Raw genomic sequence first — 14109 nt, 5'->3', positions numbered from 1 at the left:
TGACGCGCTTCAGAGCTAAAAGACCAAGGTAATAAAATACCAATCCATCCCTCTAAAGCGAAAATGAATGAAGCCAAAAGCAAAACTCAAGCACGAGCCTAGCTTCAAGAGCAGCAATGCACGGCATGGAGTTGAAGCAAAGAGTATTTTGCTTCAACAAGACGTAACTTTTCCTTATTTACGATCCCATACAGTTAAGACAGAAACAGGGACTTTGATGCCCCTTATTTGGCAAGGACAAATGGCTGAGCCTGCAAAGCAATATTACGCGTGCAAAACCAACGCCAATACCCGACGATCTTCAGCCACCAAGACGTTAAACGTACGGCATAAAGCCCCCGTGCCCATCGTGTCGATACCAATGTGCTTGGCCGACAAAGCGGCATAGAGTTTGGGGTGAGGAAACTGAATGGTTGGCCCCGTGCCGAGCAACACCAACTCGGGCTCCAAGGCGAGCAAATCGGCAAAATCGCTCTCTTGCAAATCGCTAAATTGCGTTGGCCGCCATGGTTGAACCGCATCGGGCAAAATCAAAATGCTGCCAGCATGGCGCTCTTGATTCACGTGCACAGATTCATGATCGTACGCCGTAATCTGGTTCAGATGCGCGACTTTGGACTGATGCAACTTCATGGTGAACCCCTTATTGATCGTTTGGCGCATTTTAATTCATCGCCCAAGTTCTGTGCTGTGCGTTTTGATACTTAATTGTTTGTTCCGTTGGGCGAATGTTTCGATACAATACGAGGTTTCCCCTAAATAATTCTGCGTGGGCCGCGACGATGGAAGCCATCCTCAAATCGAACAAGCTACTGAACATCTGCTACGAAATTCGCGGGCCTATCCCTGAGCGAGCGCGTCAGATGGAAGAAGACGGCCACCGCATCATCAAACTGAATATTGGCAACTTGGCCACCTTCGGTTTCGAGCCGCCAGAAGAAGTTGTTCAAGACGTGATTCGCAACCTCTCCAACGCCGCAGGCTATGTGGATTCCAAAGGCCTATTTCCTGCGCGCAAAGCGGTAATGCACTACACGCAACAGAAAAACATCAAAGACGTGACCGTGGATGACATCTACATCGGTAATGGCGCGTCTGAGCTGATCGTATTGAGCATGCAAGCGCTGCTGAATAATGGCGATGAAGTGTTGGTGCCGATGCCGGATTATCCGCTATGGACTGCGGCGGTGAGCTTGGCGGGCGGCAAACCACGCCATTATCTGTGCGATGAGAGCAATCACTGGTATCCGTCGATCGAAGACATGCGCGCCAAAATCACCGATAAAACACGCGCGATTGTGGTGATCAACCCGAACAATCCTACGGGCGCGCTCTACCCTGATGAGTTGCTGCTGCAAATTGTTGAGTTGGCGCGCGAATTCGGCCTAATTATTTACGCCGATGAAATCTACGACAAAGTGCTGTACGACGGCGTGACGCACACCTCGATTGCCTCGCTGGCTGATGATGTGCTGTTTGTGACCTTCAACGGTCTGTCGAAAAACTACCGCGCCTGTGGCTATCGCGCTGGCTGGATGATTGTATCGGGCAATAAAAAGCCTGCCAAAGACTACATCGAAGGCCTCAATATGCTGGCCACCATGCGCTTGTGTGCCAATGTACCCGCGCAATACGCGATTCAAACCGCGCTCGGTGGCTATCAAAGCATTGATGATTTGGTCAAAGATGGCGGTCGCTTGGCAAAACAGCGCGATCTGGCATATGAAATGCTCAGCGCGATTCCTGGCGTTAGCGTCATCAAACCCAAAGCGGCACTGTATATGTTCCCGCGTTTGGATCCGGCGATTTACCCGGTCAGTGACGATCAGCAGCTGATGCTGGAATTACTCACCGAAGAGAAAGTACTATTGGTGCAAGGCACAGGCTTTAACTGGCATCAACCCGATCATTTCCGCGTGGTGTTCCTACCCAATCTGGATGATCTGACCGAAGCGATTAACCGTGTCGCACGCTTTCTCGCGGGCTGGCGTAAACGCCACGGCACAGGCGAATTTGCCGCAAAACAAGCCGCCAAAGTTTAATCAGTCGTAATTAAAAATATCAATCAGGAAAGACAACATGAAAGCAATCAATGTAGGCCTGTGTGGCGTGGGGACTGTAGGTGGCGGTACTGCCACCGTTTTGAAGCGTAATGGCGAAGAAATCGCCCGCCGCGCTGGTCGCCCAATTGTGGTGACCATGGCTGCGAATCGCGATCTCGATCGCGCGCGTGAGCTGGTTGGTGAAGGCGTTGCCTTGACTGATAACGCAATGGATGTGGTGAACAATCCCGACATCGATATCGTCGTTGAATTGATCGGCGGCACAACGATTGCCAAAGATTTGGTGCTGGCTGCGATTGAAAATGGCAAACACGTAGTCACTGCCAACAAAAAACTGATCGCTGAATACGGCAATGAAATCTTCGCCCGCGCGCAAGAAAAAGGCGTGATCGTTGCATTTGAAGCAGCAGTAGCTGGCGGCATTCCAGTCATCAAGGCGCTGCGTGAAGGCCTGACTGCCAACAAAATCGAATGGGTGGCAGGCATTATCAATGGCACATCCAACTTCATCCTGACCGAAATGCGCGACAAAGGCTCGGCCTTTGCCGACGTATTGGCCGAAGCACAACGCCTTGGCTACGCCGAAGCCGATCCGACTTTCGACATCGAAGGCCACGACGCAGCGCACAAGCTCACCATCATGAGCGCAATTGCGTTTGGTATTCCAGTGCAGTTCGACAAAGCCTATCTGGAAGGCATCAGCAAACTCGACGCTGCCGACATCAAATACGCCGCTGAATTGGGCTATCGCATCAAATTGCTCGGCATGACTCGCCGCCGCCCTAACGGTATCGAATTGCGCGTGTCGCCAACGTTGATCCCAGCTGGCCGCTTGATCGCCAACGTTGATGGCGTGATGAATGCCGTACTGGTGAAAGGCGACGCAGTCGGCGCGACCATGTACTACGGCCCGGGCGCTGGCGCTGAGCCAACGGCGTCTTCAGTGATTGCGGATCTGGTTGATATCACTCGTCTGCACACGGCCGACCCAGAACACCGCGTACCGCACTTGGCCTTCCAGCCAACCGCGATGGCCAACCTGCCAATTCTGCCGATCTCAGAAGTAGAAACCTGCTACTACCTGCGCTTGTCGGTCAAAGACTTGCCCGGTGTATTGGCAAATGTGACCTCCATCTTGGCTGAAGGCCAGATTTCGGTGGATGCGATGCTGCAAAAACCAGCCGCAAGCGCAGAAGACGGCGCTGAGCTCGTGATCGTGACGCATACCGCGATTGAAAAGAATATCAATGCGGCCATTGCCAAAATCGAGCTGTTGCCAAGCACCAATGGCAAAGTGGTGAAGCTGCGTCTGGAACACCTCAACGGTTAAGTAGGGCGTCAATAAGCGAAGCGCATTGCGCCGATTACCTAGGGTGATGGTGCAATGCGCCTTGCTTATTGCACCCTACACCAGCAAGAAATACCCAAATGGGTATAAACACGCAGACCAATCATACAAATATCTACGGGCCTATACCCATGAAATACATTTCTACCCGTGGTGGCGTTGCCGCCCAACAATTTAGCGATATCCTGCTTGGCGGTTTGATGGCCGATGGCGGTTTGTCGATTCCGGAAAGCTATCCACAGTTCTCACAAGATGAACTGCTAGCGCTGTCGAAACTAAACTACCGCGATCTGGCGTTTGCCGTGATCAGCCGTTTTGTGGACGATATTCCAGCGGCGGATTTAAAAGCGCTAATCGACAAAACTTACACCGCTGCTGTGTACTGCAACGGCCGCAACGCCGCTGATGCCGACCAAATCACGCCGATCATCAAGCTCGACGACACCTTAGTGATCCAAGAATTGTCGAACGGCCCTACGCTGGCGTTTAAAGACATGGCGATGCAATTGCTCGGCAATTTGTTCGAGTACGTGTTGGCTGCCAAGGGTCAGCAAGTGAATATCTTGGGCGCGACCTCGGGCGACACCGGCTCGGCGGCTGAATACGCGATGCGCGGCAAAAAGGGCGTGAATGTGTTTATGCTCTCGCCGTTCGGCAAAATGAGTCCATTCCAGCGCGCACAGATGTTTAGCCTGCAAGACGAAAACATTTTCAATTTGTCAGTGCATGGCTTTTTCGACGCCTGCCAAGACATCGTCAAAGACGTCAATAAAGACGCTGAATTTAAAGCCAAATACAAAATCGGCGCGGTGAACTCGATCAACTGGGGCCGCATCGTTGCGCAGGTTGTTTACTATTTCAAAGGCTATTTCGCCGCAGTTGATTCTGCGGGGAAGAACGTCGGCGACGTGGTTGATTTTTGCGTGCCATCGGGCAACTTCGGTAATATCTGCGCCGGCCATATCGCGCGTCAGATGGGCTTGCCGATTGGCCAATTGGTCGTAGCGACCAATGAAAACGACGTACTCGACGAATTCTTCAAAACCGGCGGCTACCACCCGCGCGGTTTGGATCGCACTTACGAGACCTCTAGCCCGTCGATGGACATCACAAAAGCATCCAACCTGGAGCGCTTTGTGTTTGACTTGGTTGGTCGCGACGCGAGCAAACTAGCGGCGATGTGGAAATCGGTGGAAACCGGCGGCGGCTTTGAAATCAGCCCAGCCGAGTTTGCGCAAATGCGTGATGAATATGGCTTTAAATCCGAAGCCAGCACGCACGCCGACCGCGTTGCGCACATCCGCGAAGTGTTCGAGAAATTTGGCGTCCAAATCGACCCGCACACCGCTGACGGCTACAAAGCCGCCAAAGCACATCGCCGCGACAACGTCGTGATGGTGATTATGGAAACCGCATTGCCAGCGAAGTTTGAAACCACAATGCAAGAAGCGCTGAACCAACCACCAGCACGCCCAGCAGGCCTGGTCGGCCTGGAAGATTTGCCACAGCGTTTTGATGCAATTGACGCTGACGCAGAGAAAGTGAAGGCGTATCTGGCTGAGCGTATCAAGCTGTAAGTCATACTGAAACTGGTCTTTACGGCCATACCCAAGAAAAACCCGCTTTAATAAGCGGGTTTTCTATTGCCGATTATCATCACACCATGGTCTGAAGGCAAAACTCAATCCTTCTCGGCCACCATTAAGAACACCGGAAATTCGCCCTGCCCCATGTCTTTATTTTTATGAATGGTAAACACAGTTTCAAAACGAATATTGCTCAAACCCGCTCGCTCGGCCAATTTGCGTAATCCATCGCGATCAAAACCTTTATGACCGTCAAAATCAGCACCGTGAAACGAGCCATCTTCAGCATCAAGATCGGCAATACACAAAAAACCCGGTTGGCTCAGTAAACCCGTCAAGGTCGAGAGTATTTGCGCAGTATCGGCAATATGGTGAAAAGTCATCATTGAATAAATGAGGTCGAACTGGCGCTCAGGCAAATCCTCTTGTGTTAAATCACGCTCGGCAAATTGCATATGCTTGATCTGCTGGGCTGCAATTTTCTCCTCCAGCACCGCCAACATGCCGCTGGAATTATCTACCAGCAAAATCGAGCCCAATTGCTTTGCTAGCGCAAAGCTGAGCAAGCCTGTACCACAGCCAAACTCCATCGCGGCCATCTGTGTCTGCAGCGGTACGGCTTGAGCAATGGCCGAGGCAACGGCATCAGCACGTGCTAATTTCATGGGGTCTTGATCCCATGATTGCGCTGCTTGGCTAAAATAGTGTGCTGAATTCATGGTGACTCCTTTCAAATAAAAAAGAGTTCGTAAAACGAACTCTTTTTCTGGTTTGTAGTTGGTTTAAGATTTTCGAATCCGCACCAGCACCTCATTACCCCTACCCTGATATTCGACGCTATCGAATGACATCATCCGCGCCATCGAAATACCGCGGCCGTGCGGGTCGAACGCGCGCTCGGGTGAAAACTCGAGGAATGGTTGCCAGTCAAACCCAGCACCTTCATCGACAATCCGAATCTGGACTTCATCCTCGACGCTGGCAAAATGAACCAGCACGCTGCGGTTTTTGTATTGAGAGTCGTTCAAGCGCATTTCGACTTCATCGAGCCAGCGTCCGGTTTGCAGTAAACGGGTTTTTTCGCTGTAGCTAATGCCCAAATTACCATGCTCGACGGCATTGACCAGCAATTCCGACAAACCGAGCGCCACGCGTTGTGGGTCTGGGCAAGCGCGTGATAGCAAGAGAGTCTGCTGGCGCGCATCATCGAGCGTGCGGAATTTAAATTGCCCATTGAGCAGTAATTTATACGAATCCGCATGCTCGGAAATCTCACGCTCAAGCTGGCCACGTTCTTGGTGAAAACCAACCGCCGCAGCGACAATCGCCAGCAACATTTCGCGCTGAAATGGCTTAATCAAATAGTAGTAAGCGCCCGCGGCCAAGCCTTCCTGCACATTTTCCGCCGCGCCAACCGCAGTTTGCATAATCACGGGAATATGCTGGAAATCAGGGTGTTGCTTGAGCTTGGCCAATACTTGCATGCCATCCATGCGTGGCATCATGCGATCGAGCAAAATGGTATCAAAACCTTTGCGATCAGCCTGCAAAACTTCCCAAGCGTCTTCACCATCGGTGGCGGTCGCAGTTTCATAACCTGCGTCGTGCAAATGCTCGGAGAGGATTTCTAAATTGAACGGCTCATCATCAACAATCAGCACACGGCCAGTTCTTAATGCAGGTGTCATTGCGATCTTCCTAGACTTCCCAATTTGTCAGCAATATACGCGGCTTTATGCTGTCCAGACAATTCGCCGTAGAGTGCAGTAAATTCTAAAGCCAGTTTATGTTTCGCATCGAGCGCAATCAAGGGCGCTGCTTTATCATGCGATTCACGCACTTTGACCGAGCTAGACAGGCGCGTTTTGAGTACCGGTAAATGCTGCGCTTCCAATTCCTGCACCAGACGCTGCGGCAAGCTGGCGCGCGGCTGGTATTGATTGACCACGATGCCTTCGATTTTGAGTGCGCCATTGTGGTCTTGGCGAATTTCCTCGACCCGGGCAATCAGCCCCAGCAGCGCATCGCGCGAGAAGGTATCGCAATCGAATGGAATCAGGCAGCCAGTGGCAGCGATCAAAGCCGACAGCGTAAAGAAATTAAGCGCGGGTGGCGTATCGATATACACCTCGTCAAATTGGCCGGTCAGCTCGTCGAGCGTTTCGCGCAATTTGTAGATTTTGTAGCGTGATTCAAGCTTAACTTGCTGCTCGGCAATCGCCGGGTGGGATGCCATCAAGAATAAATTGGGAAAAGGCGTCGCGTGCACAAACTCGGCAGCCCCTTTGGCATACAGCGAGAAATTGAGCACCTGATCAAAAAAGTCAGCCAGCGTTGGCTTCACATCACCCGCCGATGCCCCCAGTAGGTAATGGCTTGAATTGCCCTGTGGATCTAGATCAACGACCAATACCCGCTTGCCTTGTGCCGCAGCTACCGCAGCCAGATTGACCGTAATGGTGGATTTACCCACCCCGCCTTTTTGGTTGAACACCACACGTCGCAACATGATTACCTCGGCTGATTTCCGCTGTTGACGACACTATAACAAGCTTTTTACGACAACTCTTGTCAGTAAATTCGGTTTTCCCCACAAAACAACGTTTTAAATCATTCACCTAAGCCTGCAGCGCCAAGCCACGCTAAACCCTGCGTACAAAGAGGTCTTGAAGTGCTGCCTGACAGCCCCATTTAGTAGGCATTGTCTGTAACCCACAAATTAGGGAAATAAAACATGAGTAAAGAAACCCTAGGCTTTCAGGCCGAAGTCAAACAACTGCTGCAGTTGATGATTCACTCTTTGTATTCCAACAAAGAAATCTTCCTGCGCGAGCTGGTCTCCAATGCTTCCGACGCCTGCGACAAGCTGCGTTTCGAGGCGATCAACAACGACAGCCTGTACGGCAATGATGCTGAACTGAAAATCCGCGTGTCGTTTGATGCCGCAGCCAAAACCATCACCATCGCCGATAACGGCATCGGGATGAGCCGCGAAGAAGTCATCAAAAACATCGGTACGATCGCGCGCTCTGGCACCAAAGAATTCTTCAGCCAGCTCTCAGGCGACGCACAAAAAGACGCGCACCTGATTGGCCAATTCGGTGTGGGTTTCTACTCGGCCTTTATCATCGCTGACAAAGTCACCCTCACCACGCGTCGTGCTGGCGAAACCGGCGCAACGCAATGGGTATCGAACGGCGACGGTGAATTCACGCTCGAAGACGTAGCCAAAGAAACACGCGGTACTGAAATAGTCTTGCACCTGAAAGAAGGTGAAGACGAATTCCTCAATGACTGGCGCCTGCGCAGCATCATCCGCAAATATTCCGATCACATCACTTTGCCAATCTTGATGCCAGCGCAAGCCGGTTACAACGAAGACGGCTCGATCAAACCGGCCGAAGGTGAAGAAACCGTCAACCAAGCCAATGCGTTGTGGACGCGCAGCAAATCGGAAATTTCTGAAGAGCAATACACCGAGTTCTACAAACACGTCGCGCACGACTACGAAGCGCCGCTGGCCTGGAGCCACGCCAAAGTCGAAGGCCGCCAGGAATACACCGAGCTCTTGTATGTACCGCAACGTGCGCCGTTCGATTTGTACGACCGTGAGCGTCGTCATGGCGTGAAGCTGTATGTTCGCCGCGTTTTCATCATGGAAGACAGTGAAAAACTGCTGCCGCAATACCTGCGCTTTATCCGCGGCGTGATCGACTCGGCTGATTTGCCACTGAACGTATCGCGCGAAATCTTGCAGCACAGCAAAGACATCGAGCAGATCAAATCAGGCTGCGTGAAAAAAGTCCTCGGCATGCTCGAAGGCTTGGCCAATTCGGAAGAAGCGGCTGAACAAGAGAAATACGCTACGTTCTGGAAGGAATTCGGCAAAGTGCTCAAAGAAGGCGTCGGTGAAGACTTCGCCAACAAAGAGCGCATTGCGGGCCTATGCCGTTTTGCTAGCACTCACAACGACAACGCCGAGCAAACCGTATCGTTGAAAGACTATCTGGGCCGCATGAAAGAAGGCCAAGAGCAGATCTACTTCATCACCGCGGATTCATATGCCGCAGCCAAAAACAGCCCGCACCTCGAAGTGTTCCGCAAAAAAGGCATCGAAGTACTGCTGCTGAGCGATCGCGTCGACGAATGGGCGTTTAGCGGTTTGACCGAATTTGAAGGTAAAAAACTGCAATCAGTTGCCAAAGGCGAACTCGATCTGGAGCAATTTACCGACGAAGAAGAGAAAAAGCAGCAAGAAGCCGCTGCGACCGAACTCAAAGACGTATTGGAGCAAATGAAATCTGTGCTGGGCGAATCAGTCAAAGACATTCGCGTCACGCACCGCCTGACCGACAGCCCGGCTTGCTTGGTCGTCGAAAACCAAGACATGAGCGCCAATCTGGAGCGTCTGCTCAAATCTGCGGGTCAAGACGTCAAAGGCAGCAAACCGATCTTGGAAGTGAACCCAACGCATCCGCTGGTGAGCAAGCTCAAAGCGGAATCAGCGGGTGACAAGTTTGGTGACTGGACGCAATTGCTGTTCGACCAAGCTTTGCTCGCAGAAGGCGGCCAATTGGAAGACCCTGCTTCATTTGTAAAACGCCTCAATGGCTTGATGTTGGCGTTGCAGAACTAAGGGTATATTCATGTAGATCAATTTAATATTGACCTACAGAGCAATACCCACAATAAAAAACCGACCTCAGGGTCGGTTTTTTATTTGCCGCAGCTAAATGCAAAATTGTGAACTAGGCTGGTTTGAGTGATCTAGCTAAGGAGCACAACATGAAAATCGGCCACGCCATCCTCAACGCCCTAATCCTTGCGCTATCGAGCTACGCCATAGCAAATGATGCATTTGAGTTGGAGCAAGATCCACAGCATAGATAAATCAATCGCTATTGCGAAAAACCACCTTTAAATGTCACAAAACCTCGGTTTGGTACTCCGAGTAAATGCGATAGGCGCTCCGCCTCTGCTAACGCTTGCTCTTTATCATACATAGCGGTCGACAATCCAATTTCTGAATGTTTAGTGCTAAATAAACTAACTTGCCAAATTCTCGCTTCATTCCCAGTGGACATTAAATAAATATAAGAAAAATCCGTAATTGGTAATTCAATGCGCTTTTTAATTCGCCAACCAAACCATGTAACAGAAGTAACAATTGTTCGGCTGACAACATTAAACTTAATTTCTGAAACTAAACATAAAGCATAACCAAATATCAATAACAGCAAACTCAACATGAACGACAAAAACCAATCGTCATTCTCCACGACGATTTTAACGAGCACATAACACAACAACATTGCAAAAATGCGAGCAAGCAATGTAGTTGCATTTGTTGTTTTTTGCCGTTTAGGCCCAATTGAAATCCACTCTGAACGCATGCGAAGTTCACCACACAACAATTTTCGATTCGAATTTACAAGAAATACAAAGTATTAGCTGCATTTCATTTTTGCTGTAATAACACACGCTGTTTCAACTCATCCTTCAAATGAGCCAAGGCACGAAGCTCGATTTCAAGTAGCGCATCGGCTTGCGCCGTGTTTCGCAAATCAACAAAAGACGCAGCGCCAAAATCGCCGAGGATGGCGTGGCCTGCTTCGTTTTTCAGAATATTATGCCCATATACATCACCATGTATCAGTCCATGTGCATGGAGTTGATTGATCGCTGAGGCAATACCCTGATAGATATTGTCTGCCTGCTCGCGGCTCAAGCGAACATGATCAGGATAAATATCTCGCGTACACGAGGCCAAGCTCGGCGGGCCGACGAGGATGGTGTGCTGATCATCAATCAAATCAAGCACCAAACCCAGCGCAGCCTCTGGGTGATGACAAATCCGACCATGTACAGCGATTAAGTTCGCGTGCTGGCCCGCGGCAATGCAGGCCGCCATTTCGCTGTGCGGTACGCCATCGCTGGTGACGGCGGCTTTGAATAATTTCACCGCGACGGGCACGATTTGCTCGCCATCATGCCAATCCGCTTGATAAATCACGCCCGAAGCCCCTTCGCCGAGCTTGCGCCCCAAGGTGAGCGTCGTCCAATCGATGTCGCGGATCGGATATTGGGCGCGGCTGGCGCTTTCCAACGCGTCGCAAAATGGATTGCCCGCGTAGGCCAGCCACGCGAGTTTGGGTAATTGCAGTACGACCTCAGGCAAGGCAGTAAATTGATTCGCGGCGATGCGGATCAGTTCCAGATGGACGCATTGCGCTAATGAATTGGGTAACTCGGTTAGTAAATTGCCCGCCAGCATCAGCTTTTTTTAGCCGAGCGCATTGGCCAATTTGCGCGGGTAATTGTGTGATTTGATTGTCGGTCAGGATCAGCCAGCGCAATTGAGTCGGCAGCGATTCGGCGGGCACATGACGGATTTGATTGGCTTTGAAGCCGACCATTTCGAGTTGTTCGCATTGCCCGAGCACGGTGGGCAATGCAGTGAATTGATTTTCCGAGCAGAAAATGATTTTCAGCTTGGAAAGGCGCGGCAAATCATCGGGCAGGCTATCGAGCTGATTGCCGGTGAGGTTGAGGATTTCTAAGCTATCGGCCAGCGCAAAAATCTCGCGCGGAAATTCTTTGAGATCGGCACTCAGGTCAAGTCGGGTAATGCCGGCCAATTGGCCACTACGAAGTTGCTCAAGAGTATGCATGGCGATATAGATAATCTTTGTGGATGGATAATCTGCGTGGGCGGCCATGATACCTTGCCCGACTCCGCACTGCAGCCCGCGCGTCCCTAGTGATGGCGACTTGATAAACTAACCGCGTGCATACCCATGCTTAGTATCATGGCACACATCAAATTCTATAAACCTTTGCTAGCCATACGTCATGCACTTGCCCAAGTCATAGATCATTGCAAACCAGCACATACCACCTTTAAAAAGCCACACTCAAGCTGACAAGTTTGACAGCTAACCCACCCTCAGTCGCAAAATGTAGCCCATTGGCAATAACTACAAAAAAAGCCAGTTTCTTTACACTCACGGGGAAAATAGATGAATAGCATCAAGGAAAAGATGATCTGGCTGATCATCGCCTTAGCGGGGGCGAGTGCGTTTGGCACGATTGCGCTCAATCGCGGTGAATCGATCAACGCGATCTGGCTGGTGGTGGCTGCGATTTCGACTTATGCGATTGCCTATCGCTTTTACAGCAATTTTATTGCCAATAAAGTCCTCAAGCTCGACGACAATCGCCTCACGCCGGCCGAGAAACACAATGATGGTCTGGACTATGTGCCAACCAATAAATGGGTGCTGTTTGGCCACCATTTCGCGGCGATTGCCGGCGCTGGCCCACTGGTCGGCCCGGTACTGGCGGCGCAAATGGGCTATCTGCCCGGGACGCTGTGGCTGCTGGCAGGCGTGATGCTCGCCGGTGCAGTGCAGGATATGCTGATTCTGTTTATCTCGACGCGTCGCGATGGTAAATCGCTCGGCGAGATTATCAAAGCCGAGTTGGGCCACACGGCCGGTGTGATCGCGATGATTGGTATCTTGCTGATTATGGTGATTTTGCTCGCGGTATTGGCGCTGGTGGTGGTGAAAGCACTGGTGGGTAGCCCGTGGGGAACATTCACGATTGCAATGACGATCCCGATTGCGTTCTTTATGGGCATTTATATGCGCTATATCCGCCCAGGGCATATCGCGGAAATCTCGATTATCGGTTTTATTTTGCTGATGGCAGCGATTGTGTACGGCGGCGATATTGCGGCAAATCCAACGCTGGCTCCGCTATTTACCCTCAAAGGTGAAGCGCTGGCTTGGTCGCTGATCATTTATGGTTTTATCGCTTCGGTATTGCCGGTGTGGTTGCTGCTTGCACCACGCGATTACCTGTCGACTTTCCTGAAAATCGGCACGATTGTGGGCTTGGCATTGGGGATTCTCTTCGTTGCGCCGCAATTGCAAATGCCGAGTGTGACTAAATTCATCGACGGCACTGGCCCTGTTTTTGCCGGTAATGTGTTCCCATTTCTGTTTATCACCATTGCTTGCGGCGCAGTTTCTGGCTTCCACGCGCTGGTTTCATCGGGCACTACGCCAAAAATGATCGAGCGCGAAAGCCATATCCGCACGATTGGCTATGGCGCGATGTTGATGGAATCGTTTGTTGCCATCATGGCGCTGATCGCAGCGTGTGTACTTGATCCGGGCATTTACTTTGCAATGAATGCGCCAGCGGCCGTGATTGGCAAAACCGCGATTGAAGCGGCGACGACGATTTCTAGCTGGGGCTTTGTGATTACGCCCGAAATGCTGACCCAGATGGCCAAAGACGTCGGCGAAACGACGATCCTGAGCCGTGCAGGTGGCGCGCCCACGCTGGCGGTAGGCATGGCGCACATCTTAAGCCAAGTGTTTGGTGGCGCAACGGCGATGGCGTTCTGGTATCACTTTGCAATTTTGTTTGAAGCGCTGTTCATCCTGACCACCATCGATGCAGGTACCCGCGTTTGCCGCTTTATGATTCAGGACTTGCTAGGTACTTTTGTTCCGGCGCTGGGCAACACCCAAAGCTGGACAGCCAATCTGATTGCCACGACCTTGGCGGTCAGCGGCTGGGGCTATTTCCTCTATCAAGGCGTAATTGATCCACTCGGCGGCATCAATACCTTGTGGCCATTATTCGGCATCGCCAATCAAATGCTGGCCGGCATGGCGCTGATTTTAGCGACGACCGTACTGGTGAAAATGAAAAAAGAGCGTTTTGTCTGGATCACGGCTGTGCCGACCTTGTGGCTGCTGGTGGTGACCTTGACCGCAGGTTGGCACAAATTGTTTAACCCCAGCCCAAAAATTGGCTTTTTGGCACATGCCGATAAATTTAGCGCCGCCGCAGCAAAAGGCGAGCTGATCGCACCGGCCAAATCAGCAGTGCAAATGCAGCAGATCATTTTCAATGACTATGTTGATGCCACGCTGTGCGCGATTTTCATGGCGATTGTGGTGGTAATGCTGCTAGCGGGTTTGCGCATTATTCGCAAAGCCTTGGCCGTTGAGCATCACACCGTCGTTGAAGCCGTGCCGCAATTGCGCGAAGCGAATGCCAACGCCTAATCAATACAGGGTATGGCCTTTAAATC

12 protein-coding genes are annotated in these 14109 nt (G+C 51.2%); 5 read left to right on the top strand and 7 right to left on the bottom strand.

Annotated features, from left to right (window positions below; genetic code table 11):
- Positions 1-264: 264 nt before the first annotated feature.
- Positions 265-633: an Mth938-like domain-containing protein gene (locus tag HQ393_RS01295; RefSeq protein WP_179357070.1), complete on the bottom strand. Its 369-nt coding sequence runs from the start codon at positions 631-633 to the stop codon at positions 265-267.
- Positions 634-782: 149 nt separating this feature from the next.
- Between HQ393_RS01295 and HQ393_RS01290 the strand changes: the two genes are divergently transcribed.
- The 3 genes from HQ393_RS01290 (at position 783) to thrC (ending at position 4988) form a co-directional block, all read left to right on the top strand.
- Positions 783-2042, top strand: a complete 1260-nt coding sequence (locus HQ393_RS01290; protein WP_179357069.1) for a pyridoxal phosphate-dependent aminotransferase — start codon at positions 783-785, stop codon at positions 2040-2042.
- A 37-nt stretch (positions 2043-2079) separates the two neighbouring features.
- Positions 2080-3393 carry a homoserine dehydrogenase gene (locus HQ393_RS01285; RefSeq protein ID WP_179357068.1) on the top strand — a complete coding sequence of 438 codons (1314 nt, stop codon included), beginning with the start codon at positions 2080-2082 and terminating at the stop codon, positions 3391-3393.
- A 149-nt stretch (positions 3394-3542) separates the two neighbouring features.
- Positions 3543-4988 (top strand): threonine synthase, encoded by a 1446-nt coding sequence (thrC, locus tag HQ393_RS01280; RefSeq protein ID WP_179357067.1) that lies wholly within the window; start codon positions 3543-3545, stop codon positions 4986-4988.
- 104 nt (positions 4989-5092) lie between these two features.
- On the opposite strand, the gene HQ393_RS01275 is transcribed toward thrC, so the two are convergent.
- The 3 genes from HQ393_RS01275 to HQ393_RS01265 all read right to left on the bottom strand — a co-directional run bounded on the left by HQ393_RS01275 (position 5093) and on the right by HQ393_RS01265 (position 7506).
- On the bottom strand, positions 5093-5716 hold the full coding sequence (locus HQ393_RS01275) for a class I SAM-dependent DNA methyltransferase (protein ID WP_179357066.1): 624 nt from the start codon (positions 5714-5716) through the stop codon (positions 5093-5095).
- A 63-nt stretch (positions 5717-5779) separates the two neighbouring features.
- Positions 5780-6685, bottom strand: a complete 906-nt coding sequence (locus tag HQ393_RS01270; RefSeq protein WP_179357065.1) for an ATP-binding response regulator — start codon at positions 6683-6685, stop codon at positions 5780-5782.
- Positions 6682-7506: a ParA family protein gene (locus HQ393_RS01265; protein ID WP_218871248.1), complete on the bottom strand. Its 825-nt coding sequence runs from the start codon at positions 7504-7506 to the stop codon at positions 6682-6684. The genes HQ393_RS01270 and HQ393_RS01265 overlap by 4 nt, the downstream gene beginning before the upstream one ends.
- Before the next feature lie 225 nt (positions 7507-7731).
- Here HQ393_RS01265 and htpG point away from each other — a divergent pair, with 225 nt between their 5' ends.
- Positions 7732-9633, top strand: coding sequence for a molecular chaperone HtpG (gene htpG, locus HQ393_RS01260; RefSeq protein WP_179357064.1), 1902 nt, complete (start codon positions 7732-7734; stop codon positions 9631-9633).
- Positions 9634-9895: 262 nt separating this feature from the next.
- Here the strand turns inward: htpG and HQ393_RS01255 are convergent, their stop codons facing one another.
- The 3 genes from HQ393_RS01255 to HQ393_RS17490 all read right to left on the bottom strand — a co-directional run bounded on the left by HQ393_RS01255 (position 9896) and on the right by HQ393_RS17490 (position 11716).
- On the bottom strand, positions 9896-10390 hold the full coding sequence (locus HQ393_RS01255; RefSeq protein ID WP_179357063.1) for a hypothetical protein: 495 nt from the start codon (positions 10388-10390) through the stop codon (positions 9896-9898).
- A gap of 65 nt (positions 10391-10455) precedes the next feature.
- Positions 10456-11271, bottom strand: a complete 816-nt coding sequence (locus HQ393_RS01250) for a protein kinase domain-containing protein (protein WP_218871246.1) — start codon at positions 11269-11271, stop codon at positions 10456-10458.
- Positions 11168-11716, bottom strand: coding sequence for a leucine-rich repeat domain-containing protein (locus HQ393_RS17490; protein WP_218871243.1), 549 nt, complete (start codon positions 11714-11716; stop codon positions 11168-11170). Before HQ393_RS17490 ends, HQ393_RS01250 begins: the two co-directional genes overlap by 104 nt.
- Before the next feature lie 300 nt (positions 11717-12016).
- Between HQ393_RS17490 and HQ393_RS01245 the strand changes: the two genes are divergently transcribed.
- Positions 12017-14083, top strand: coding sequence for a carbon starvation CstA family protein (locus HQ393_RS01245; RefSeq protein ID WP_179357062.1), 2067 nt, complete (start codon positions 12017-12019; stop codon positions 14081-14083).
- The last annotated feature ends 26 nt before the right edge of the window (positions 14084-14109 follow it).

It is taken from the genome of Chitinibacter bivalviorum, from assembly GCF_013403565.1.
GTDB lineage: Bacteria > Pseudomonadota > Gammaproteobacteria > Burkholderiales > Chitinibacteraceae > Chitinibacter > Chitinibacter bivalviorum.
This window is presented reverse-complemented; position numbering and strand designations above follow the sequence as displayed.

What these genes read in the sequence shown, in the direction of transcription:
- HQ393_RS01245 (WP_179357062.1), top strand. Translation starts at nt 12,017, where the DNA reads ATGAATAGCATCAAGGAAAAGATGATCTGGCTGATCATCGCCTTAGCG.
- thrC (WP_179357067.1), top strand. Translation starts at nt 3,543, where the DNA reads ATGAAATACATTTCTACCCGTGGTGGCGTTGCCGCCCAACAATTTAGC.
- htpG (WP_179357064.1), top strand. Translation starts at nt 7,732, where the DNA reads ATGAGTAAAGAAACCCTAGGCTTTCAGGCCGAAGTCAAACAACTGCTG.
- HQ393_RS01255 (WP_179357063.1), bottom strand. Translation starts at nt 10,390, where the DNA reads ATGCGTTCAGAGTGGATTTCAATTGGGCCTAAACGGCAAAAAACAACA.
- HQ393_RS17490 (WP_218871243.1), bottom strand. Translation starts at nt 11,716, where the DNA reads ATGGCCGCCCACGCAGATTATCCATCCACAAAGATTATCTATATCGCC.
- HQ393_RS01265 (WP_218871248.1), bottom strand. Translation starts at nt 7,506, where the DNA reads ATGTTGCGACGTGTGGTGTTCAACCAAAAAGGCGGGGTGGGTAAATCC.
- HQ393_RS01295 (WP_179357070.1), bottom strand. Translation starts at nt 633, where the DNA reads ATGAAGTTGCATCAGTCCAAAGTCGCGCATCTGAACCAGATTACGGCG.
- HQ393_RS01275 (WP_179357066.1), bottom strand. Translation starts at nt 5,716, where the DNA reads ATGAATTCAGCACACTATTTTAGCCAAGCAGCGCAATCATGGGATCAA.
- HQ393_RS01270 (WP_179357065.1), bottom strand. Translation starts at nt 6,685, where the DNA reads ATGACACCTGCATTAAGAACTGGCCGTGTGCTGATTGTTGATGATGAG.
- HQ393_RS01250 (WP_218871246.1), bottom strand. Translation starts at nt 11,271, where the DNA reads ATGCTGGCGGGCAATTTACTAACCGAGTTACCCAATTCATTAGCGCAA.
- HQ393_RS01285 (WP_179357068.1), top strand. Translation starts at nt 2,080, where the DNA reads ATGAAAGCAATCAATGTAGGCCTGTGTGGCGTGGGGACTGTAGGTGGC.
- HQ393_RS01290 (WP_179357069.1), top strand. Translation starts at nt 783, where the DNA reads ATGGAAGCCATCCTCAAATCGAACAAGCTACTGAACATCTGCTACGAA.